This window comes from Mycobacterium sp. 663a-19 (genome assembly GCF_035616495.1).
GTDB lineage: Bacteria > Actinomycetota > Actinomycetes > Mycobacteriales > Mycobacteriaceae > Mycobacterium.
In genome coordinates this window covers 356,655-380,942 of the sequence record NZ_JAPJAV010000005.1, presented here as the reverse complement: position 1 = coordinate 380,942, position 24,288 = coordinate 356,655, and the positions used below count along the sequence as shown (strand labels likewise).

Sequence of the window (24,288 nt, the reverse complement as noted above, 5' to 3'; positions counted from 1 at the left end):
CCGCATGTTTAGGGGGAGTCGTATGGGACCTGACGACCGAACGCTTCCGCTGACGCGGGGACAGCTGGATATATGGCTTGCTGAGGAAACAGGTCGGTTCGGCGCCAGGTGGCAGCTGGGCGTATTTGTGAAAATCGCGGGCCCGATCGACACCGATTTGCTCGAGTCGGCGATCCGTCAAGCGGTGCACGAGGCCGAGCCACTGAGGGCCGCCTTTTTCCAGGTCGACGGCCAGGTCATTCAAAAGGTGGTCGACGACCCCCACGTCGAGATGACCCACTACGACCTCACCGGATCGCAGGATCCGGAGCGCGACGCCTATCGGCTGGCCTCGTCGATTCAGCGCACCGCGATGCCGCTCAGTGGCCCGCTGTTCAAATTCGCGTTCTTGCAGACCCGCATAGATGAAACTTATGTATTCATCTGCTGCCATCACATAGTGGCCGACGGCATCAGCGTCGCGCTGGTGCTGCACCGGATCGCGACCAGCTATACCGCGATTGCCTCCGGCGAATCGCTCCCCGCTAATTATTTCGGTTCGCTGCGCGATCTGATCGATTGCGAGTTGGAGTACGAATCATCCACCGACTATCTCGAAGATCAGGAATATTGGGCCGCAAACCTGCCGCCGGAGACTGAACCGCGCCATCGGTTGGCGGACGCCGCGGGCGGGCGCAATGCCGATGAATCTTCGTTACCCGTTCAATTGGACCCCGACGCGGTAGCCGCGATTGACAAGGTGGCGCAGACGCTGGGTGTCCGTCGATCGGCGGCGATTACCGCGGCATGCGCGCTGCTGGTTCGCGGGTGCGACGTCGAGGATCCGGAGGTCGTATTCGACTTTCCGGTGAGCAGGCGTGTGCGCCAGGAATCGAAGACGGTGCCCGGAATGGTTTCCGGAATGGTCCCACTGGTCCTGAAGCCATCGCCGGGTTCCACGGTCGCCGACTTCTGTGCACACGTCGACACGCGAATCCGGGAAGCGGTGCGGCATCAGCGGTTCCCGGTACACACCCTGGAAAGCAAGACGGGTTTCCGCAGCCTCGAGGAGGCATCGAATCGGGTAGCCGTTAATTTCATCCCGGTCACACACTTGGCGGATCTTGCCGGTTCACCGGTGACGGCGACGCTGACCCATGATGGCCTGGGGGATCAGTTCAGGCTGGTCTTTTTCCGGGACGAGGAAAAGCTGTTCCTCAAGACGCCGGGTAGCGGCCAGTTGCTTCCGAACTGCGATCTCCCCGATTTGGCGAAGCGGCTGGAACAGGTGTTCGTGGCGATGGCCGCCGACCCGGCGCGGCGGTTGTCGTCGATGGACCTGCCGGATGAGGTCGAGCAGGCCCGGCTGGCTGAGTGGGGCAACCGGGCCGTGTTGACCGAGCCGGCGGCGCCCGCGCTGTCGATTCCGGCGGTGTTTGCCGCGCAGGTTTCGCGCGACCCGGAGGCGGTGGCGCTGGTCTGCGGGCAACGCTCCTGGACCTACCGCGAGTTGGACGAGGCGACCAACCGGCTGGCGCATCTGCTGGTCGGCCAGGGTGCGGGTCCCGGACAGCGGGTGGCATTGCTGTTTTCCCGGTCGGCCGAGGCGATCATCGCGATGCTGGCGGTCCTGAAGACCGGGGCGGCCTATTTGCCGATCGACCCCGCGCACCCGCGGCCGCGGGTGGGGTTCATGCTCGCCGATGCCGCGCCGATCGCGGCGGTCACCACCGCCGAGTTGGCCGATCGGCTGCAGGGCTGCGAGCTGGCGGTCATCGACGTCAACGACGCTGCGGTGCAGGCTCAGCCTGACACCGCGTTGCCGGTACCGGCAGCTGACGGTCTTGCCTACATCATGTTCACCTCGGGCACCACCGGTGTGCCGAAGGGCGTGGCCATCACTCACCACAACGTCACCCAGCTGGCGGACTCGCTCGACGACACGGGCTTGCCACCGGGACCCGAGCGGGTGTGGTCGCAGTGGCATTCCTACAGCTTCGACATTTCGGGCTGGGAGATCTTCGGCGCCCTGTTGCGGGGCGGCCGGCTGGTGGTGGTGCCCGAATCGGTGGCCGCCTCGCCGGAGGATTTCCGCGCCCTGCTGGTTGCCGAGCGGGTCAACGTGTTGAGCCAAACCCCGTCCGCGGTCGGGGCGTTGTCGCCGGAGGGTTTGGAGTCGGTCGCGCTGCTGGTGGGCGGCGAGGCCTGCCCGGCCGAAGTGATGGATCGGTGGGCGCCCGGGCGGGTGATGATCAACGAATACGGCCCGACCGAGACGACGATGTGGGTGGCGATCAGTTCGCAGCTGACACCCGGATCGGGTGTGGTGCCGATCGGGTCGCCGTTGCCGACGGCAGCGTTGTTCGTGCTGGACGGATGGTTGCGGCCGGTGCCTACCGGGGTGGTCGGCGAGCTGTATGTCGCCGGCGCCGGGGTGGGCTGCGGCTATTGGCGTCGCGGCGGGTTGACCGCGTCGCGGTTCGTGGCCTGCCCGTTCGGCGGGTCCGGGGCGCGCATGTATCGCACCGGCGACCTGGTGTGCTGGGGCCCCGACGGGCAGCTGCAATACGTCGGCCGCGCCGACGAGCAGGTCAAGATCCGTGGGCATCGCATCGAGCTGGGCGAAGTGCAGGCCGCCCTGGCCGGGGTGGACGGCGTCGAGCAGGCGGTGGTGATCGCCCGCGAGGACCGTCCCGGCGACAAGCGGCTGGTGGGCTACGTCACCGGCACGGCGGACCCGGCGACGGCACGTGCCGAGCTGGCCCAGCGGGTGCCGGCGTACATGGTGCCGGCCGCGGTGGTGGCGGTGGCCGCCCTGCCGCTGACCGTCAACGGCAAACTCGACAAGCGGGCCCTGCCGGCGCCCGAATACCAGGACGCCGGTGGCGGCGGTTACCGCGCCCCCGGCAACCCCACCGAAGAGATCCTGGCGACCATCTACGCCCAGACGCTCGGTGTCGAGCGCGTCGGCGTCGACGACTCGTTCTTCGACCTGGGCGGGGACTCACTGCTGGCGATGAAGGTGGTGGCCCGCGCCCGCGCCGCCGGGGTGCTGTGTCGGCCGCGCCACATCTTCATCGAGCAGACCGTGGCCCGGCTGGCGCGGGTGGCCGTGGTGGCCGGCGGTGTCGGCGACCTGGCCGACGACGGTGTCGGGCCGGTGGTGGCCACGCCGATCATGCGCTGGTTGCAGGAGGTCGACGGCCCCGTCGAGCATTGCAACCAGACGATGGTGGTGCAGGCGCCCGCGCGGGTCAGCGAAACCGATGTGGTGGTGCTGCTGCAGACCCTGCTCGACAACCATGCGATGTTGCGGCTGCGTATCGATGACGATGGCGCCGGCGGTTGGGCGTTAGAGGTGCCCGAGGCGGGGTCGGTGGACGCGGGCGATTGCCTGCAGTCGGTCGATGTGTTGTCCAACGAAGCGCTGGTGAAGGCGCGGTCGCGGCTGAACCCGGCCGCCGGGGCGATGCTGAGCGCGGTGTGGGTGGCCTCCACCGGCCAGTTGGCGTTGATCATTCACCACCTGGCCGTCGACAGGCTGTCGTGGCGGATATTGCTGGAGGACCTCAACATCGCCTGGGCGCAACATCTCGCCGGGCGGCCGGTGGCATTGCCGGCTGGAGGGACGTCGTTCGCCCGATGGGCGTCGCTGCTGGCCGATTACGCCGGCGGCGCCACGGTGTTGAACCAGGCCGAGGCGTGGCGTGAGGTGGCCGCCGTTCCCGCCGCGTTGCCTGCGGTGCAACCCGCCGTGGACACGTTTGCCACCGCCGGGCACCTGTCGCTGGAGCTGGACGTCGACACGACCCGCATGCTGCTCGGTGACGTACCGGCGGCGTTTCACGCCGAGGTGCACGAGATTCTCTTGATCGCGTTCGGGATGGCGCTGGCGGAGTTCTTGGGCACCGGCGGCGTGCCGATCGGCATCGAGGTCGAGGACCATGGCCGCCACGAAGGGCTGGCCGCCGATGTCGACCTGTCACGCACGGTGGGGTGGTTCACGGCGAAATACCCCGTGTCCTTGACGGTCGGTGGGCTGAGCTGGGCGCAGGTGAGATCCGGCGGCGCCGGGCTGGGAGCGGTGATCAAAGCCGCCAAAGAACAGCTTCGCGCTCTCCCAGATCCGCTGAGCTACGGTGCGCTGCGCTATTTGAACACCGATGTCGACCTGGCCGGGTTCGACCCGTCGATCGGGTTCAGCTATCTGGGCCGGTTGGGCGGCCGAGCGGCCCGGGCATCTGGTGATCTGTGGCGGGTCAGCGAAGAACGCTTGTCGTTGACCGCCGCGTCCGCGGGGGTGCGGATGCCACTGCTGCACACCGTGGAGCTCAACGCCGGCACCGTGGACACCGACACCGGCTCGCGGCTGCACGCCAGCTGGACCTGGGCGCCCTCAGCGCTGGATCGCGCGAAGGTCGACCGGCTCAGCCGATTGTGGTTCGAAGCCCTGGCTGGTATCTGCGTCAATGTCAGCCGCGGCGGGGGCGGGTTGACACCGTCCGATATCGCACTTGCCGGTCTCAGCCAGCAGCAGATCGACGAGCTCCAGCGACAATATGCGGATTGCTGACGTCCTACCGCTGACGCCGCTACAGCAGGGGCTGCTCTTTCACACCAATTCAGCGGTGGGCAGCGACGATCTGTACGCGGTTCAGCTGGATATCAGCGTGACCGGCCCGCTCGACCAGGACCGCCTGTGTGATGCGGTGCACGCGGTAGTCAGCCGGCATCCGAACCTGGTGGCCCGATTCTCCGAGCAATTCGACCAGCCGGTGCAGATCATCCCGGCCGATCCCGCGGTGCCCTGCCGGTACGTCGACCTGCACGGCGACGTTGATCTCGACGACGTTGACGTCGACGAGCAGGTCCAGCGGGTGTGCGCCTCCGAACGAGCCGCGGTCTGCGACCTCGCCGACCAGCCCGCGTTCCGGGCCGCGCTGATCCGCACCGCGGAAGACCGGCATCGGATCGTGCTGACCCTGCACCACATCGTGGTGGACGGCTGGTCGCTGCCGATCCTGGTGGGGGAGATCTTCGCCAGCTACTACCGGCAGCCGCTGCCCGCGGCGGTCCCGTACCGCCGGTTTGTCACCTGGCTGGGCGATCGAGACCTCGAGGCCGCCCAGACGGCCTGGCGTGACGTGCTCGCCGGCTTCGACACCCCGACCCTGGTCGGCCCGCCGCACCGGTTGCGGGTCGGGGAGCGAGGCGTTGCGTCGTTTCGGCTCTCCGAGGAGACGACGCGGGCCATCGGCGAGCTGGCGCGCGCCTGCCACACCACCGTCAACACCGTGTTGCAGGGCGCTTGGGCGCAGCTGCTGTGCGTGCTGACGGGCCAGCATGACGTCGCCTTCGGCGTCACGGTCTCGGGCCGGTCACCCGAGGTGCTCGGCGCGGACTCGATGGTGGGGCTGCTGATCAACACGGTGCCGATGCGCGCGCGCATCACGCCGGCAACCACCACGGCGGAACTGCTGGATCAGCTGCAAAGTGCCCACAACCACACGCTCGAGCACCAGCATCTGGCGCTGGGCGACATTCACCGCATCGCCGGTCACGACCAGCTGTTCGACACCCTCTTCGCGTTCGAGAACTACCCGCTCGACACCACCGCGTTTCTCGGCTCCAACGGGTTGACCATCACCGGGTTCACCAACCGCGAATACAACCACTACCCGCTGGCGGTCCAGGTCCTGCCGGGCAGCGAGCTGGGCCTGCGGGTCGAATTCGACACCGACGTGTTCGATGCGGCCAGCGTCGAGGCGCTGGTCGAGCGGTTGCAGCGGGTGCTGGCGGCGATGATCGCCGATCCGGGGCGGCGGCTGTCGTCGGTGGAGGTGCTGGACGCCGGTGAGCGGGCCCGGCTGGAGGGCTGGAGCAACCGGGCGGCGCTGACGGCGCCGGTGACGGACGTGTCGCTTCCGGTGGTGTTCGGCGCGCAGGTGGAGCGTGCCCCGGAGGCGGTGGCGCTCACCTGTGACGGCCACGGCATGACGTATCGCGAGCTCGATGAGGCGTCGAATCGGTTGGCGCACCTGCTGGCCGAGCACGGCGTCGGCCCCGGGCAGCGGGTCGCATTGCTGTTTTCCCGGTCGGCCGAGGCGATCGTGGCCATTCTGGCGGTGCTCAAGACCGGGGCGGCCTATGTGCCGATCGACCCGGTGGTGCCGGCGGCGCGCATCGAGTTCTTGCTCGCCGACGCCGCGCCGATCGTGGCGGTCACCACCGCCGGGCTGGCCGAGCGGCTGGACGGGCACGGTGTGCCGGTCATCGACGTCGACGACCCGCGTATCGGCACCCAGCCCGGCACGAGTTTGCCCGCGCCGGCCGCCGATGACATGGCTTACGTGATCTACACGTCGGGGACCACCGGCGTGCCCAAGGGCGTGGCGATCACCCATCGCAATGTGATCGAGTTGCTCACGTCGATGGATCACAGCCTGGAATTGGCCGGGCAGGTGTGGTCGCAATGGCATTCGCTGGCCTTCGACGTCTCGGTGTGTGAGATCTGGGGTGCGCTGCTGCATGGCGGCCGGCTGGTGGTGGTGCCCGAGTCGCTGGCCCGCTCGCCGGAAGAATTCCACGCCCTGCTCGCCAGGGAGCAGGTCAGCGTGTTGAGCCAGACGCCGTCGGCGTTTTACGCGCTGCAGACCGTCGATGCGCAAGCACCGGACCGGCGACCTGGGCTCGAGCTGCGGACGGTGGTGTTCGCCGGCGAGGCGCTGGAACCGCAGCGCCTGAGGACCTGGTTCGACAACCACCCGGAATTGCCGCGGCTGATCAACATGTACGGCACCACCGAGACGACGGTGCATGCCTCGTTGCGGGAGATCGTGGCCGCCGATGTCACCCGCAGTGTCAGCCCGGTCGGGGTGCCGCTGGCCCACCTCGCCTTCTTCGTGCTCGACGGCTGGTTGCGGCCGGTGCCGGCCGGGGTGGTCGGTGAGCTGTATGTGGCCGGCTCCGGAGCGGGCTATGGCTATGTGGGCCGGGCGGGGTTGACGTCGTCGCGGTTTGTGGCGTGCCCTTTCGGGGGGCCGGGAGCGCGCATGTATCGCACCGGGGACCTCGTTTGCTGGGGCGCCGACGGGCAGTTGGACTACCTGGGACGCGCCGACGACCAGGTCAAGATCCGCGGCTATCGCATCGAACTCGGTGAGGTGCAGGCCGCGTTGGCCGGCCTGGACGGGGTCGAGCATGCGGCGGTGATCGCCCGCGAGGACCGCCCCGGCGACAAGCGGCTGGTGGGCTACGTCACCGGGATGGCCGACCCGGGCGCCGCGCGCGCGACGCTGGCCGAGCGGCTGCCGCCGTACATGGTGCCGGTGGCGATCGTGGTGCTCGACTCGCTGCCGTTGACGGTCAACGGCAAGCTCGACAAGCGGGCCCTGCCGGCACCGGAGTACCACGGCGCCGGTGGTTTTCGCGCCCCGGCCACCCTCACCGAGGAAATACTGGCCGGTATCTACGCCCAGGTGCTCGGGCTGGAGCGGGTCGGTGTCGACGAGTCCTTCTTCGACCTGGGCGGGGATTCGTTGCTGGCGATGCGGGTGATCGCCTCGGTCAACAAGTCGTTGGACACCGACCTGTCGGTGCGGGTGTTGTTCGAGGCGCCCACGGTCGCGGAGTTGGTGACGCGTATCGACGCCGAGGGGGGCGGGCTGGAGCCGCTGGTGCCCGGCGAGCGGCCGGCCGTGGTGCCGTTGTCGTTCGCCCAATCCCGGTTGTGGTTCCTGGACCAGTTGCAGGGGCCCTCGGCCGTCTACAACATGGCGGTGGCGCTGCGGCTGGACGGACCGCTGGACGCCGAGGCGTTGGGCGCCGCGCTGTCCGACGTGGTGGGCCGCCACGAAAGCCTGCGCACGCTGTTCGTCGCGCCCGACGGGGTCCCGCAGCAGGTGGTGATCCCCGTCGAGCAGGCCGACTTCGGTTGGCAGGTCGTCGATGCCGGCGGTTGGCCTGCGGAACGGCTGGACGAGGCCGTCGGCGCCGCGGCGCGCCACACGTTCGATCTGGCGAACGAGATCCCTTTGCGGGCAAGGCTTTTCCGGATCGCCGAGGACAAGCACGTGCTGGTGGCCGCGGTGCATCACATCGCCGCCGACGGCTGGTCGGTGGCTCCGCTGGTGCGCGACCTGGGTGTCGTCTATGCCGCCCGCTGCGCGGGGCAGGCCCCGGACTGGGCGCCGCTGCCGGTGCAGTACGTCGACTACACGCTGTGGCAGCGCGCGCAGTTGGGTGACCTCGACGATAGCGGCAGCCGCATCGGCACCCAGCTGGCCTATTGGGAAGAAGCCCTGGCCGGGATGCCCGAGCACTTGCAGCTTCCCACCGATCGGCCCTACCCGCCGGTCGGCGACTACCGCGGCGCGACCGTGGCGGTGAACTGGCCCACCGACCTGCAGGCGCGGGTGCGCGAGCTGGCCGGTGAGCACAATGCGACCAGCTTCATGGTGGTCCAGGCGGCCCTGGCCGTGCTGCTGTCCACGCTCAGCGCCAGTAGCGATGTGGCGGTGGGGTTTCCGATCGCCGGGCGCCGCGACGCCGCGCTCGACGAGCTGGTCGGGTCTTTCGTCAACACGTTGGTGCTGCGGGTCGACCTGGAGGGTGATCCCACCGTCGCCGAGTTGCTGGCCCAGGTGCGGGAGCGCAGCCTGGGCGCCTACGAACACCAGGACGTGCCCTTCGAGGTGCTGGTGGAGCGGCTCAACCCCACCCGGAGCCGGGCCCATCACCCGCTGGTCCAGGTGCTGTTGGCCTGGCAGAACAACGAGGCCGCGCAGCTGGACCTGGGCGATCTGCGGGTCACCCCGCTGCCGGTGGACACCCACACCGCCCGCATGGACCTGGCGTTCTCGCTGGCCGAACGCTGGACCGACGATGGTGAGCCCGCCGGGATCGGCGGAGAGGTGGAGTTCCGCACCGACATTTTCGACGCGGACAGCATCGAGGCGCTGATCGAACGGCTGCGGCGGGTGCTGCTGGCCGTGACCACCGACCCGGCCCGGCGATTGTCGTCGATTCACGTGCTGGACGACGAGCAGCAAGCCCAGCTGGACCGGTGGGGCAACCGGGCGGTGTTGACCCAGCCGGCACCCCCCGCGGCGTCGATCCCGGCGTTGTTCGCCGCGCAGGTGGCGCGGACCCCGGACGCGGTGGCGATCAGCTGCGGGGAGCGGTCGTGGACCTACCGCGAGGTCGACGAGGCGTCGAATCGATTGGCGCACTTGCTTTCCGACCGGGGGGCAGGCCCGGGGCAGTGCGTGGCGCTGCTGTTCTCCCGGTCCGCCGAGGCGATCGTCTCGATCGCGGCGGTGCTCAAGACCGGCGCGGCCTATCTGCCGATCGACCCCGCGCATCCCGACTCGCGGATCGAGTTCATGGTGGCCGACGCCGCGCCGATCGCCGCGATCACCACCCCCGCGCTCGCCGACCGGCTGCGCGCGTGCGGTGTGCCGGTCATCGATGTCGACGACCCCGTCGTCGACACCCAGCCCGTCACCGCATTGCCGGGACCCGCCGCGGACGACATCGCCCACATCATCTACACGTCGGGCACCACCGGCGTCCCCAAGGGCGTCGCCGTAACCCACGGCAATGTCACCCAGTTCCTGACGGTGGCCGGTGAATATGTGCCACCCACCGGGGCGTGGACGCAGTGCAATTCCTACGGGTTCGACACGTCGATCTGGGAGGTCTGGGGCCCGCTGTTGCACGGCGGGCGCGTGGTCGTGGTGCCGGAATCGGTGGCGGCCGCGTCCGAAGACTTCCACGCCCTGCTCGTCCGGGAACAAGTCAGCCTGCTCACCTGGACCCCGTCCGCGGTGGCGACGCTGTCGCCGCAGTGCCTGGGGGAGATGGCGCTGATCGTGGCCGGTGAGGCCTGCCCGGCCGACGTGGTGGATCGGTGGGCCCCGGACCGGGTGATGCTCAACGCCTGCGGCCCGACCGAGACGACGATGGTCGTGACGTTCAGTGCACCGCTGACCGCCGGGTCTGGGGTGGTGCCGATCGGCTCGCCGGTGCCCGGGGCCGCGCTGTTTGTGCTGGACAAATGGCTGCGGCCGGTACCGGCCGGGGTGATCGGCGAGCTGTACGCCGCCGGCCGGGGCGTCAGCTACGGGTACCTGCGCCGCGCCGGGCTGACGGCGTCGCGGTTCGTGGCGTGCCCGTTCGGCGGGCCGGGACTGCGGATGTATCGCACCGGGGACCTGGTGCGGTGGGGCGCCGACGGGCAGCTGCAGTACGTCGGCCGCGCCGACGAGCAGGTCAAGATCCGCGGGTACCGCATCGAGCTCGGTGACGTGCGTGCGGCGCTGGCCGGGCTGGACGGGGTGGACGACGCGGCGGTGATCGCCCGCGAGGACCGCCCCGGCGACAAGCGTCTCGTCGGCTACGTCACCGGGACCGCCGAGCCGGGCGCGTTGCGCGCGCAGCTGGCCGACCGGCTGCCGCCCTACATGGTTCCGGCCGCGGTGGTGGCCGTCGACGCGCTGCCGTTGACCCCGAACGGCAAACTGGACACCCGGGCCCTGCCCGCCCCGGAGTACCAGGACGGCGGCGTCTATCGCGCCCCGACCGGCGCGGTCGAGGAGATCCTGGCAGGCATCTACGCCCGGGTGCTCGGGCTGGAGCGGGTGGGTGTCGACGAGTCGTTCTTCGACCTGGGTGGCGATTCGCTGTCGGCGATGCGGGTGATCGCCGCGGCCAACAAGTCCCTGAATGCCGGCCTGGCGGTGCGCATTCTGTTCGAGGCGCCCACCGTGGCGCAGCTGGCGCCCCGTATCGGCACCGGCGGGGATGGCCTGGAACCGTTGGTGGCCGGTGAGCGGCCGGCGGTGGTGCCGTTGTCGTTCACCCAGAACCGGTTGTGGTTCCTGGACCAATTGCACGGTCCCTCACCGGTTTACAACATGGCGGTGGCGCTGCGGCTACGCGGGCATCTGGACGCCGAGGCGCTGGGCGCCGCGCTGGCCGACGTGGTCGCCCGCCACGAAAGCCTGCGCACGGTCTTTGTCGCACCCGACGGAACGCCCCAGCAGGTGGTCATCCCCGCCGACCGCGCCGACTTCGGTTGGCAGATCATCGATGTCGGCGGCTGGCCGGAAAGCCGGCTGCAGGAGGCCATCGAGGAAGTCACGCGGCACGCATTCGACCTGGCGGGCGAAATCCCGTTGCTGGCAAGGCTTTTCCGGGTCGCCGACGACGAGCACGTGCTGGTCGCCGTGGTGCACCACATCGCCGCCGACGGGTTGTCGGTGACCCCGTTGGTGCGGGACCTGGGTGTGGCCTACGCCAGCCGCTGCGCGGGGCAGGCCCCGGCGTGGGCGCCGCTGCCGGTGCAGTACGTCGATTACACGTTGTGGCAGCGCGCGCAATTCGGCGAACTCGACGACCGCGACAGCCGCATCGGCGCGCAGCTGGCCTACTGGGAAGAGGCCCTGGCCGGGTTGCCCGAGCGGCTCGCGCTGCCCACCGATCGGCCCTACCCGCCGGTGGCCGACTACCGCGGCGCCACCGTGGCCGTCGACTGGCCGGCCGAGTTGCAGGAACGGATACGCGGGGTGGCCCGCGAGCACAATGCGACCAGCTTCATGGTGATGCAGGCCGCGCTGGCGCTGCTGCTGGCGAAGATCAGCGCCAGTTCCGATGTGGCGGTGGGCTTTCCGATCGCCGGGCGGCGCGACCCCGCGCTCGACGAGCTGGTGGGCTTTTTCGTCAACACCCTGGTGCTGCGCGTCGACGCGGCGGGAGATCCCACGGTTGCCGAGGTCTTGGCGCAGGTGCGAGAGCGCAGCCTGGCCGCCTACGAGCATCAGGACGTGCCGTTCGAGGTGCTGGTGGAGCGGCTCAACCCGGCCCGGTCGCTGGCCCATCACCCGCTGGTCCAGGTGATGTTGGCCTGGCAGAACTGGCAGGACAGCGATCCCGCCGCCGGGGTGGCGCTGGGTGATCTCGAGGTCAGCCCGCTGCGGGCCGACACCCACACCGCCCGCATGGACCTGACGTTCTCGTTGGCCGAGCGCTGGACCGAGGGGGGCGAGCCCGCCGGGATCGGCGGGGAGGTGGAGTTCCGCACCGACGTGTTCGACGCGGCCAGCGTCGAGACGCTGATCGAGCGGTTGCAGCGGATGGTGGCGGCGATGGTCGCCGATCCGGGGCGGCGGCTGTCGTCGGTGGACGTCCTCGACGCGGGCGAGCATGCCCGGTTGGACCGCTGGGGCAATCGCGCCACGCTGGCCAAGCCAAGGCCCGCGCCGGCGCCGATCGTGGTTGGCCTGCAGGCGGCCGGGGGCAAGTTGCACGGGTGGGTGAATCGCGCGGCCCCCCAGCCCGCGACCGGGCTGTCGATTCCCGCGGTGTTCGGCGCGCAGGTGGCCCGTTCCCCGGACGCGGTGGCGCTCACCTGTGCGGGCCGCTGCATGACCTACCGCGAACTGGACGAGGCGTCGAACCGGTTGGCGCACCTGCTGGCCGACCACGGTGCCCGCCCGGGGCAGCGGGTGGCGCTGCTGTTGTCGCGGTCGGCCGAGGCGATCGTGGCGATTTTGGCGGTGCTCAAGACCGGGGCGGCCTACGTGCCGATCGACCCGACGGTGCCCGCGGCCCGGCGGGAGTTCGTGCTCGCCGACGCCGCGCCGATCGCCGCGGTCACCACCGCCGGGCTGGCCGAGCGGCTGGACGGGCAGGATCTGCTCGTCATCGACGTCGACGACCGGCGGATCGGCAGCCGGCCCGGCACCGGGTTGCCCGCGCCCGCGGGCGATGACATCGCCTACCTGATCTACACCTCGGGAACCACCGGTGTGCCCAAGGGCGTGGCGATCACGCATCACAACGTGATCGAGTTGCTCACGTCGATGGACGACAGCCTGGAATTGGCCGGGCAGGTGTGGTCGCAATGGCATTCGCTGGCCTTCGACGTCTCGGTGTGCGAGATCTGGGGGGCGCTGCTGCACGGCGGCCGGCTGGTGGTGGTGCCCGAGGCGGTGGCGCGCTCGCCCGAGGAGTTCCACGCATTGCTGGTCGCCGAACAGGTCGGCGTGCTCAGCCAGACGCCGTCGGCGTTCTACGCGCTGCAGGCCGCCGACGCGCAATCACCCGAGTTGGGTCAGCAGCTCAAGCTGCAGACGGTGGTGTTCGCCGGCGAGGCGCTGGAACCCCAGCGCCTCGGGACCTGGCTGGACCACCACGCCGGGTTACCGCGGCTGATCAACATGTACGGCACCACCGAGACGACGGTGCACGCCTCGCTGCGGGAGATCGTCGACAGCGACGCGGGCAGGAGTTCCAGCCCCGTCGGGGGGCCACTGGCCCACCTCGCCTTCTTCGTGCTGGACGCCTGGTTGCAGCCGGTGCCGCCCGGGGTGATCGGTGAGCTGTACGTCGCCGGTTCCGGGGCGGGCTATGGCTACGTGGGCCGGGCGGGGCTGACCGCGTCGCGGTTCGTGGCGTGCCCGTTCGCCCGCGCGGACGCGCCGGGAGCGCGGATGTATCGCACCGGGGACCTGGTCTGCTGGAACGCCGACGGGCAGCTGCAGTACCTCGGGCGCTCCGACGACCAGGTCAAGATCCGCGGCTACCGCATCGAACTCGGCGAGGTCCAGGCCGCGCTGGCCGGCCTCGACGGGGTGCGGCAGGCGGCGGTGATCGCCCGCGAGGACCGCCCCGGCGACAAGCGCCTGGTGGGCTACGTCACCGGGACGGCAGAGCCGGCCGCGGTGCGCGCCCAACTGGCCGACCGGCTCCCGGCCTACATGGTCCCGGCCGCGGTGGTGGTGCTCGACGCGCTGCCGTTGACGGTCAACGGCAAGCTCGACAAGCGGGCCCTGCCGGCGCCGGAGTACCACGACGCCGGCGGTTATCGCGCCCCGGACACCCTCACCGAGCAGCTCGTGGCGGGCATCTACGCCCAGGTCCTGGGCCTCGAGCGGGTCGGTGTCGACGAGTCGTTCTTCGACCTGGGCGGGGACTCGTTGCTGGCGATGCGGGTGATCGCCTCGGTCAACAATTCATTGGATGCCAACCTGTCGGTGCGGGTGCTGTTCGAGGCGCCCACCGTCGCGGAGCTGGTGCGCCGCCTCGGCGGAGACGGCGGCGGGCTGGCGCCGTTGGTGCCCGGCGAGCGGCCGGCGGTGGTGCCGTTGTCGTTCGCCCAGAACCGGTTGTGGTTCCTGGACCAGTTGCAGGGACCCTCGGCCGTCTACAACATGGCGGTGGCGCTGCGGCTGGGCGGACCGCTGGACGCCGAGGCGTTGGGTGCCGCGCTGGCCGACGTGGTGGCCCGCCACGAGACCCTGCGCACGTTGTTCGTCGCGCCCGGCGGGGTCCCGCAGCAGGTGGTGATCCCCGCCGCGCAGGCCGACTTCGGTTGGCAGGTCGTCGATACCGGCGGCTGGCCGGCGGAACGGTTGCAGGAGGCCGTCGGCGCCGTCGCGCGTCACACGTTCGATCTGGCGAACGAGATCCCTTTGCGGGCAAGGCTTTTCCGAGTTTGCGACGACGAGCACGTGCTGGTCGCCGCGGTGCACCACATCGCCGCCGACGGCTGGTCGGTGAACGTTCTGGTACGCGACCTGGGTGTCGCCTATGCCAGCCGGTGCGCGGGGCAGGCCCCGGACTGGGCGCCGCTGCCGGTGCAGTACGTCGACTACACGCTGTGGCAGCGCGCCCAGCTGGGCGAGCTCGACGACAGCGGCAGCCGCATCGGCGCGCAGCTGGCCTACTGGGAAGACGCCCTGGCCGGGATGCCCGAGCAATTGGAGCTTCCCACCGATCGCCCTTACCCGGCGGTGGCCGACTACCGCGGCGCCAGCGTGCCCGTGGACTGGCCGGTGGAGGTGCAGCAACGGGTGCGCGACGTGGCGCGCGAGCACAACGCGACCAGCTTCATGGTGGTCCAGGCGGCCATGGCGGTGCTGCTGTCCAAGATCAGCGGCAGCACCGAGGTGGCGGTGGGGTTCCCGATCGCCGGGCGCCGCGACCCCGCGCTCAATGAGCTCGTCGGGTTTTTCGTCAACACCCTGGTGCTGCGGATCGACCTGTCCGGGGATCCCACCGTCGACGAGTTGCTGTCCCAGGTGCGCGAGCGCAGCCTGGCCGCCTACGAACACCAGGACGTGCCCTTCGAGGTGCTGGTGGAGCGGCTCAACCCCAGCCGCAACCTGGCCCACCACCCGCTGGTCCAGGTGGCGTTGACCTGGCAAAGTGTGGCCGGGCAGGACGACGACCCCGCGGCCGCGTTGAGCATGGGCGATCTGGAAGTCTCGTCCCTGCCCATGGACACCCGCACCGCCCGCATGGACCTGGTCTTCGCCCTGGTGGAGCGCTGGACCGAGGACGGCGAGCCCGCCGGGATCGGCGGGGAGGTGGAATTTCGCACCGACGTGTTCGACCCGGAAACCGTCGAGGCGCTGATCGAGCGGTTGCGGCGCGCGGTGGTCGCGGTGACCGCCGACCTGGAACGGGAGTCATGAGCGCCCGTCCAGGGCAGCGGTTGTCGTCGATCGATCTGCTCGACGATGATGAGCAGGCCCAGCTGGACAAGTGGGGCAACCGGGCGGTCCTGACCCGGCCGGCGGCCGCGCCGGTGTCGATTCCGGCGCTGTTCGCCGAGCAGGTGGCCCAGAACCCGGACGCGGTGGCGCTGACCTTCGAGGGCCGCGCGATGACGTACCGCGAGCTGGATGAGGCGTCAAACCGGTTGGCGCACTTGCTTTCCGGGCAAGGCGCGGGCCCGGGCGAGTACGTCGCGCTGCTGTTTGCCCGGTCCGCGGAGGCGGTCGTGGCGATCCTGGCGATCTTGAAGACGGGAGCCGCGTACCTGCCGATCGACCCCTTGGTGCCGGCGGCCCGGCGGGAGTTCATCGTCGAGGACGCCGCGCCGGTCGCCGCGATCACCTCGGCGGACCTGGGGTCGCAGCTGGACGGGTACGACCTGGCGGTCATCGACGTCGACGACGCCCGCGCCGATGGCCCACCCGGAACCGCGCTGCCGCCGCCGGATCCCGCCGACATCGCCTACCTCATCTACACGTCGGGGACGACCGGTGTCCCCAAGGGCGTCGCCATCACGCATCAGAACGTGACCCAGCTGTTGGCGTCGTTGGACGCCGGGCTGCCGTTGCCCGGGGTATGGCCGCTGTGTCATTCGCTGGCGTTCGACGTCTCGGCGTGGGAGATCCTGGCCCCGCTGCTGCGGGGCGGCCGGGTGGTGGTGGTGCCCGAGGCGGTGACGGCCTCGCCCGATGACTTCCACGACGTGCTGGTTCGCGAACAGGTCACCGTGCTGACCCAGACACCCTCCGCGGTGGCGATGCTGTCCCCGGATGGGTTGGAGTCGACGGCGTTGGTGATGGCCGGTGAGGCCTGCCCGGCCGAGGTGGTGGACCGGTGGGCGCCCGGGCGGGTCATGGTCAACGCCTACGGCCCGACCGAGACCACCATGTGCGTGGCGATCAGCGCGCCGCTTAAGGCGGGGTCGAGCGTGGTGCCGATCGGCTCGCCCGTCGGCGGCGCGGCGCTGTTCGTGCTGGACGGGTCGCTGAAGCCGGCGCCCGCGGGCGTGGTCGGGGAGCTGTACGTCGCCGGCGCCGGGGTGGGCTGCGGGTATGTGGGCCGTTCGGGCTTGACGGCGTCGCGGTTCGTGGCGTGCCCGTTCGGCGGGCCGGGACTGCGGATGTATCGCACCGGGGATCGAGCGCGCTGGCGCCCCGACGGGCAGCTGCAATACCTGGGCCGCACCGACGAGCAGGTCAAGATCCGCGGATACCGCATCGAGGTGGGCGAGGTCCGCGCGGCGCTGGCCGGGCTGGACGGCGTGGATCAGGCGGCGGTGATCGCCCGCGAGGACCGCCCCGGCGACAAGCGCCTGGTCGGTTACGTCACCGGCACCGCGGACCCGGACCAGGCCCGGGGCCAGCTGGCCGAGCGGCTGCCCGCGTACATGGTCCCGGCCGCGGTGCTCGCGGTCGACGCGCTGCCGTTGACACCCAACGGCAAACTCGACACCCGCGCCCTGCCGGCCCCGGAGTACCACGACGCCGACCATTACCGCGCCCCGAGCAACCCCGTCGAGGACATGCTGGCCGGCATCTACGCCCAGGTGCTCGGGCTCGAGCGCGTCAGCGTCGACGAGTCCTTCTTCGACCTGGGTGGGGATTCGCTGTCGGCGATGCGGGTCATCGCCGCGATCAACTCCGTGCTGGACACCGACCTCGCGGTGCGCGTGCTGTTCGAGGCGCCCGCGGTGGCCCAGCTGGCGCCCCGGGTTGGCGCCGAGGGGACGCCGCTCGAGCCGCTGGTGGCCCGCGAGCGGCCGGCGCTGGTGCCGTTGTCGTTCGCCCAGAACCGGTTGTGGTTCCTGGAGCAATTGCACGGTCCCTCACCGGTTTACAACATGGCGGTGGCGCTGCGGCTGGGCGGGCGGCTGGATGCCGACGCGCTGGGCGCCGCGCTGGCCGACGTGGTGGCCCGCCACGAGAGCCTGCGCACCCTGTTCGTCGCGTCCGACGGGATTCCCCAGCAGGTGGTGATGCCGGCCGATCGAGCCGACTTCAGTTGGGACGTCGTCGATGCCGTCGGCTGGCCGGCAAGCCGGCTGCAGGAGACGATCGAGGAGGCGGCCCGCGGCCCGTTCGACCTGGTGGCCCGAATTCCGTTGCGGGCAAGGCTTTTCCGGGTCGCCGAGGACGAGCACGTGCTGGTCGCGGTGGTGCACCATATCGCCGCCGACGGGTTGTCGGTGACGCCGTTGGTGCGGGACCTGGGCGTGGCGTATGCCAGTCGGAGCGTCGGGCAGCCGCCGGGGTGGGCGCCGTTGCCGGTGCAGTACGTCGATTACACGCTGTGGCAGCGCGCGCAATTCGGTGAGCTCGACGACCGCGACAGCCGCATCGGGGCGCAGGTGGCCTACTGGGAAGAGGCCCTGGCCGGGTTGCCAGAGCGGCTGGCGCTGCCCACCGATCGGCCCTTCCCGCCGGTGGCCGATCAACGCGGCGCCACGGTGGCCGTGGACTGGCCGGCCGAGTTGCAGGCGCAGGTGCGCGAGCTCGCCGACGAGCACAATGCGACCAGCTTCATGGTGATGCAGGCCGCGCTGGCGATGCTGCTGTCGAAGATCAGCGCCAGTTCCGATGTGGCGGTGGGCTTCCCGATCGCCGGGCGGCGTGATCCGGCGCTGGACGAGCTGGTCGGATTTTTCGTCAACACCCTGGTGCTGCGCGTCGACGTGGCGGGCGACCCCAGCGTCGCCGAGGTGCTGGCGCAGGCGCGCTCCCGCAGCCTGGCCGCCTACGAGCACCAGGACGTGCCCTTCGAGGTGCTGGTGGAGCGGCTCAACCCGACCCGGTCGCTGACCCATCACCCGCTGGTCCAGGTCATGCTGGCCTGGCAGAACTGGCAGGGCGACGACCCCGCCGCGGGGGTGACGCTGGGTGATCTGGAGGTCACCCCGCTGCGGGCCGACACCCACACCGCCCGCATGGACCTGACGTTCTCGTTGGCCGAACGCTGGGCCCCGGACGGTGAGCCCGCCGGGATCGGCGGGCAGGTCGAGTTTCGCACCGACGTGTTCGACGCGGCCAGCATCGAGACGCTGATCGAGCGGTTGCAGCGGGTGGTGGTGGCGATGGCCGCCGATCCGGCGCGGCCGCTCTCGTCGGTGGATGTGCTCGACGCGGGCGAGCATGCCCGGCTGGAGCGCTGGGGCAATCGGGCCGCGCTGGCCCCGCCGAGGGACGCGCCGGCCCCGATCGTGGTCGGCCTGCAGCCCGGCAAGGGCCGGTTGCACGGCTGGGTCAGTCGCGCGGTCCCGCACCAGCCGGTGACCGGGGTGTCGATTCCCGCGGTGTTCGCCGCGCAGGTTGAGCGCGCCCCGGAGGCGGTGGCGCTCACCTGTGAGGGCCGCTCGATGACCTACCGCGAGCTGGACGAGGCGTCGAATCGGTTGGCGCACCTGTTGGCCGGCCACGGCGTTGGTCCCGGGCAGCGGGTGGCGCTGCTGATGCCGCGGACGGCCGAGGCGGTCGCGGCGATCCTGGCCGTCCTCAAGACCGGCGCGGCCTATGTGCCGATCGACCCGACGGTGCCGGCGGCCCGCATCGAGTTCGTGCTCGGCGACGCCGCGCCGATCGCCGCGATCACCACCGCCGGGTTCGCCGAGCGGCTGGGCGGGCGGGATCTGCTGGTCATCGACGTCGACGACCCCCGCATCGACACCCAGCCCGACACGGGCCTGCCGGCGCCGGAGTCCGACGACGTCGCCTACGTGATCTACACCTCCGGCACCACCGGCGTTCCCAAGGGCGTCGCCGTCGCGCACCGCAACGTGACCAGGCTGCTCGAGTCGTTGGACGCGGATCTCGAGTTGTCCGCCGGGCAGGTGTGGACCCTGTGCCACTCGCTGGCTTTCGACTATTCGGTCTGGGAGATCTGGGGTGCGCTGCTGCACGGTGGGCGGCTGGTGGTGGTGCCCGAGTCGGTGACCCGCTCGCCCGAAGAGCTGCACGCCCTGCTGGCCGCCGAACAGGTCAGCGTGCTGAGCCAGACGCCGTCGGCGTTCTACGCGCTGCAGACCGCCGACGCGCTGGCACCCGACGTGGGGCAACAGCTCAAGCTGGAGACGGTTGTCTTCGGCGGGGAAGCGCTGGAGCCACACCGCCTGAGGACGTGGCTGGACAACCACAGCGGCTTACCGCGCCTGGTGAACATGTACGGCATCACCGAGACGACGGTGCACGCCTCGTTCCGGGAAATCACCGACGGCGACGTCGACGACAACAGCAGCCCGATCGGGGTGCCGCTTGCCCATCTGGGCTTCTTCGTGCTGGACCAGTGGCTGCGGCCGGTGCCGCCGGGCGTGGGCGGCGAGCTGTATGTGGCCGGCGCCGGGCTGGCCTACGGCTATGTGGGCCGCGCGGGGCTGACGGCGTCGCGGTTCGTGGCGTGCCCGTTCGGGGCGCCGGCGCTGCGGATGTATCGCACCGGGGACCTGGTGTGCTGGGGCGCCGACGGGCAGCTGCGGTATCTCGGCCGGGTGGATCTCCAGGTCAAGATCCGCGGCTATCGCATCGAGCTCGGCGAGGTCCAGGCCGCGTTGGCCCGCCTGGACGGGGTGCGGCAGGCGGTGGTGATCGCCCGCGAGGACAGCCCCGGCGACAAGCGGCTGGTGGGGTATGTCACCGGGGCGGCGGATCCGGCCGAGGCACGCGCCCAGCTGGCCGAGCGGTTGCCGGCCTACATGGTGCCGGCCGCGATCGTGGCGCTGCCGGCGCTGCCGCTGACCGTGAACGGCAAGGTCGACACCCGCGCCCTGCCGGCACCCGCATACGCCCAGGCGGATCACTTCCGCGCCCCGGCCGACGCCGTCGAGGAGATCCTGGCCGACATCTACGCCCAGGTGCTCGGGGTCGACCGCGTCGGCGTCGACGATTCGTTCTTCGACCTCGGCGGGGACAGCATCCTGTCGATCCAGGTCGTGGCCCGGGCCCGGGCCGCCGGAATCGTGTGTCGCCCGCGCGACATCTTCGTCGAGCAGACGGTGGCCCGGCTGGCCCGGGTGGCGGGGGTGGCCGGCGACGCGGGCGGCGTGGTCGACCACGGTGTCGGGCCGGTGCTGGCCACGCCGATCATGCGCTGGCTGCAGGACATGGACGGCCCGGTCGAGCAGTTCAACCAGACCATGGTGGTGGCGGCCCCGGCGGGCGCCACGGTGGCCGACGTTGTGGTGGTGCTGCAGGCCCTGCTGGATCGGCACGCGATGCTGCGGCTGCGGATCGAGGACGACGGCGCGGGGGGATGGTCGTTGCGGGTGCCCGAGGTGGGGTCGGTGGACGCCGGCGAGTGCCTGCAGTCGGTGGACGTGCTGTCCGACGAGGCGTTGGTCCGGGCGCGGTCGCGGCTGGACCCCGCCGCCGGGGTGATGCTCAGCGCGCTGTGGGTGACCTCGACGGCCCACCTGGCGCTGATGGTGCATCACCTGGCCGTCGACGGCGTGTCGTGGCGAATCCTGTTGGAGGACCTCAACATCGCGTGGGCCCAGCATCACAGCGGGCAACCGATCGCGTTGCCGGCGGGCGGCACGTCGTTTGCCCGGTGGTCGCGGCTGCTGGCCGAGCACGCGCGCTCCGCGGCGGTGGCGGCAACAGCCGAGGCGTGGTGGCGGGTGGCGGCGACCCCGGCCGCGTTGCCGGCGGTGCGCCCGGAGGTGGACACGTTCGCCGCGGCCGGGCATTCGTCGATGGAGCTGGACACCGAGACGACCCGCATGCTGCTCGGCGAGGTGCCGGCGGCGTTTCACGCCGGTGTGCAAGACATCCTGTTGATCGCGTTCGGGTTGGCGCTGGCCGAGTTTCTGGGCACCGGCGGTGCGCCGGTCGGCATCGACGTCGAGGGCCACGGCCGCCACGAGGAGCTGGCACCCGATGTGGACCTGACCCGCACGGTGGGGTGGTTCACCACCAAATACCCGGTGTCACTCGCGGTCGGCGGGCTGCCCTGGGAGCAGGTGGTGGCCGGGGAGGCCGCGCTGGGCGCGGCGCTCAAGGACGCCAAGGAACAGCTTCGCGCCCTGCCCGACGGCCTGACCTACGGCCTGCTGCGCTACCTCAACCCCGACGTCGACCTGGCCGAGTCCGACCCGCCGATCGGGTTCAACTATCTGGGGCGGCTGGGCGCCGCGTCGGGCGAGGTGTCCGACGACCTGTGGCGGGTCAGCCACGAGGGTTTGTCGGCCAGCGGCGCGGCCACCGCGATCGCCCTGCCGCTGCCCCACACGCTGGAGCTCAACGCCAGCACCATCGACACCGACGCCGGGCCGCGGCTGCTCGCGAACTGGACCTGGGGCGCCTCGGCATTGGATGACAAGCGGGTCGCCCGGCTGGGCCGGTTGTGGTTCGAGGCGCTGGCCGGCATTTGCGCGCACGTGCGCGGCGGCGGGGGCGGGCTGACACCCTCGGATGTCGCGCCGGCCCGGCTCAGCCAGCGGCAGCTCGACGAGCTTGCGGGCCAGTGCGAGTTCGCCGACGTCTTGCCGCTGACCCCGTTGCAGCAGGGGCTGCTCTTTCACGCGCGAGCCACCCAGGGCGACCACGACCTGTACGACGACGTGTACGCGGTGCAGCTGGATGTCACCGTGGCCGGCCCGCTGGACCCCCACCGGCTCCACGATGCGGTGCAAACCGTGGTCAACCGGCATCCGAACCTGGCGGCCCGGTTCTCCGAGCAGTTCGACGAGCCGGTGCAGATCGTCCCGGCCGACCCGGTGGCGCCGTGGCGGTACGTCGAACTCGACGCGGGCGCCGACGTCGAGGCGGAGGTGCGGCGGGTGTGCGCCGCCGAACGCGCCGCGGTGTTCGACCTTGCCGGCCAGCCGGCCTTCCGGGCGGCGCTGATCAACACCGCGCCCGATCGGCACCGGTTCGTGCTCACCAACCATCACATCTTGTTCGACGGCTGGTCGCTGCAGGTCCTGCTGCGGGAGATCTTCGCCAGCTACTTCGGCCATCGACTGCCCCCGGCCCCGCCGTATCGCAACTTCCTCACCTGGCTGGCCGATCGAGACCAGGACGCCGCGCGATCGGTCTGGCGTGAGGTGCTCGCCGGCTTCGACACGCCCAGCCTGGTCGGTCCGCCGGACAGGCTGGGCCTGGGCCCGCGCGGCGTCGCATCCTTCCGGCTGCCCGAGCAGACCACCGATGCGGTGGGCGAGCTGGCGCGCTCCTGCCGCACCACGGTCAACACCGTGTTGCAGGCCGCCTGGGCGCAGCTGTTGACGTGGCTGACCGGCCGGCACGACGTCGCGTTCGGCGCCGTCGTCTCCGGGCGGCCCCCCGAGGTGGCCGGCGTGGAGTCCATGGTGGGCTTGCTGATCAACACGGTGCCCGTGCGGGCGAACACCACGGCGGCGACGACGGTCGCGGGCCTGCTCGATCGGCTGCAAGACGCCCACAACCGCACGCTGGAGCACCAGCACCTCGGGCTCGGCGACGTGCACCGCATCGCGGGTCACGATCGACTCTTCGACACCGTGTTCGTGTACGAGAACTACCCCGTCGACACCGCCGCGCTGCTCAGCGTCGACGGGTTGACCGTCGCCGAGCTGCGCACCCGCGACTTCTACCACTACCCGCTGACGATCCAGGCCGCCCCGGGCGCCGAGATCGAGCTTCGCGTCCAATACCGCACCGACCTATTCGAGCCGGCCGACATCGAAGCGCTGATAGACCGGTTCACCCAGACGTTGGCGGCCATGGCCGCCGACCCCACCCGGCTGTTGTCGTCGATCGCGTTGCCCGACAACGGTTTACGCGCACGCCTCAACCGGCGGCCCGCCGGGCAGCACGACAGCGACGACACCGGGGACGCGCCCCCGGCAGGCTCGCTGGAGCCGATCCTGGCCGGCATCTACGCCCAGGTGCTGGGGGTGGACGACGTCGGGGTCGACGAGTCGTTTTTCGACCTGGGCGGCAACTCGCTGGCGGCGCTGCGGGCGATCGCCGCGATCAACGCGTCCCTCGACGCCGACGTGGCGGTGTCCGCCCTGTTCGACGCCCCATCCGTCGGCGCCCTGAGCCGGGAGCTGGGCCGACGCGTCGGCTACCACATATATGGCACCAGCCGATAGCGCACCTTGCCGGTGTACTCGCGGTACCCGCTCAATTCCTCCGCGAGGAGCCGTTCCTCGTCGCGGATGCGCAGCGCGAGCACGATGACGCCGGGCGCGACGAAGACCAGTCCCCAGTAGGAGCCGAGCGCAAGCGGGACACCGGCCATCATGATGACGTTGCCGGTGTACATGGGATGCCGCACCAGCCCGTACAGGCCCGTCGACACGAGCTGCTGCCCCGCCTCGACCCGGATGGTAGCGGCCGCGTAGGCGTTCTGAATGACCACCAGCATCCACACGGTCAGTCCGACGGCCACCAGGACATCGCCAACCAGGCAGAGCGCCGTCGGCACCCGCGACCATCCGAAGCGATGGTCCAGGGCACTGACCACGACCATCGCGGCCAGCGACAACCACAGGCCACCCATGACGGCCTTTTGCACCGTTCTGGTCTCCGCCGTCGGCCCCCCGCCCGCCCGGCGCTGCAGCGCGTCGGGGTTCGTGCTCAGCACGTAGATCCCGGCGATCCACGTCGTGGCGGCGAACACCGCAAGGAAAAGCCATGCCTGCCAATAGTTCAGCGTGCCCGCCGACAAGAACAGCAACGATCCGAGCACGGCAAGCTCGATCAGGCCGAGCACCAGCCTCTTAAGGATGGCTTTCACGGATCCTCCTCACCGTCCGGTATCGCACGCTAACAG

General features: G+C 70.7%; 1 protein-coding gene and 1 pseudogene. One reads left to right on the top strand and one right to left on the bottom strand.

Features of this window, described 5'->3' with window-relative positions; translation table 11 throughout:
* Positions 1-22 precede the first annotated feature (22 nt).
* Positions 23-23,602: pseudogene (locus OQ968_RS24895) on the top strand (amino acid adenylation domain-containing protein); the annotation flags it as partial.
* Here OQ968_RS24895 and OQ968_RS12005 read toward each other — a convergent pair.
* Positions 23,578-24,252 carry an isoprenylcysteine carboxylmethyltransferase family protein gene (locus OQ968_RS12005; protein WP_324677956.1) on the bottom strand — a complete coding sequence of 225 codons (675 nt, stop codon included), beginning with the start codon at positions 24,250-24,252 and terminating at the stop codon, positions 23,578-23,580. The pseudogene OQ968_RS24895 and the gene OQ968_RS12005 sit on opposite strands and share 25 nt — an antisense overlap.
* Positions 24,253-24,288: the final 36 nt, after the last annotated feature.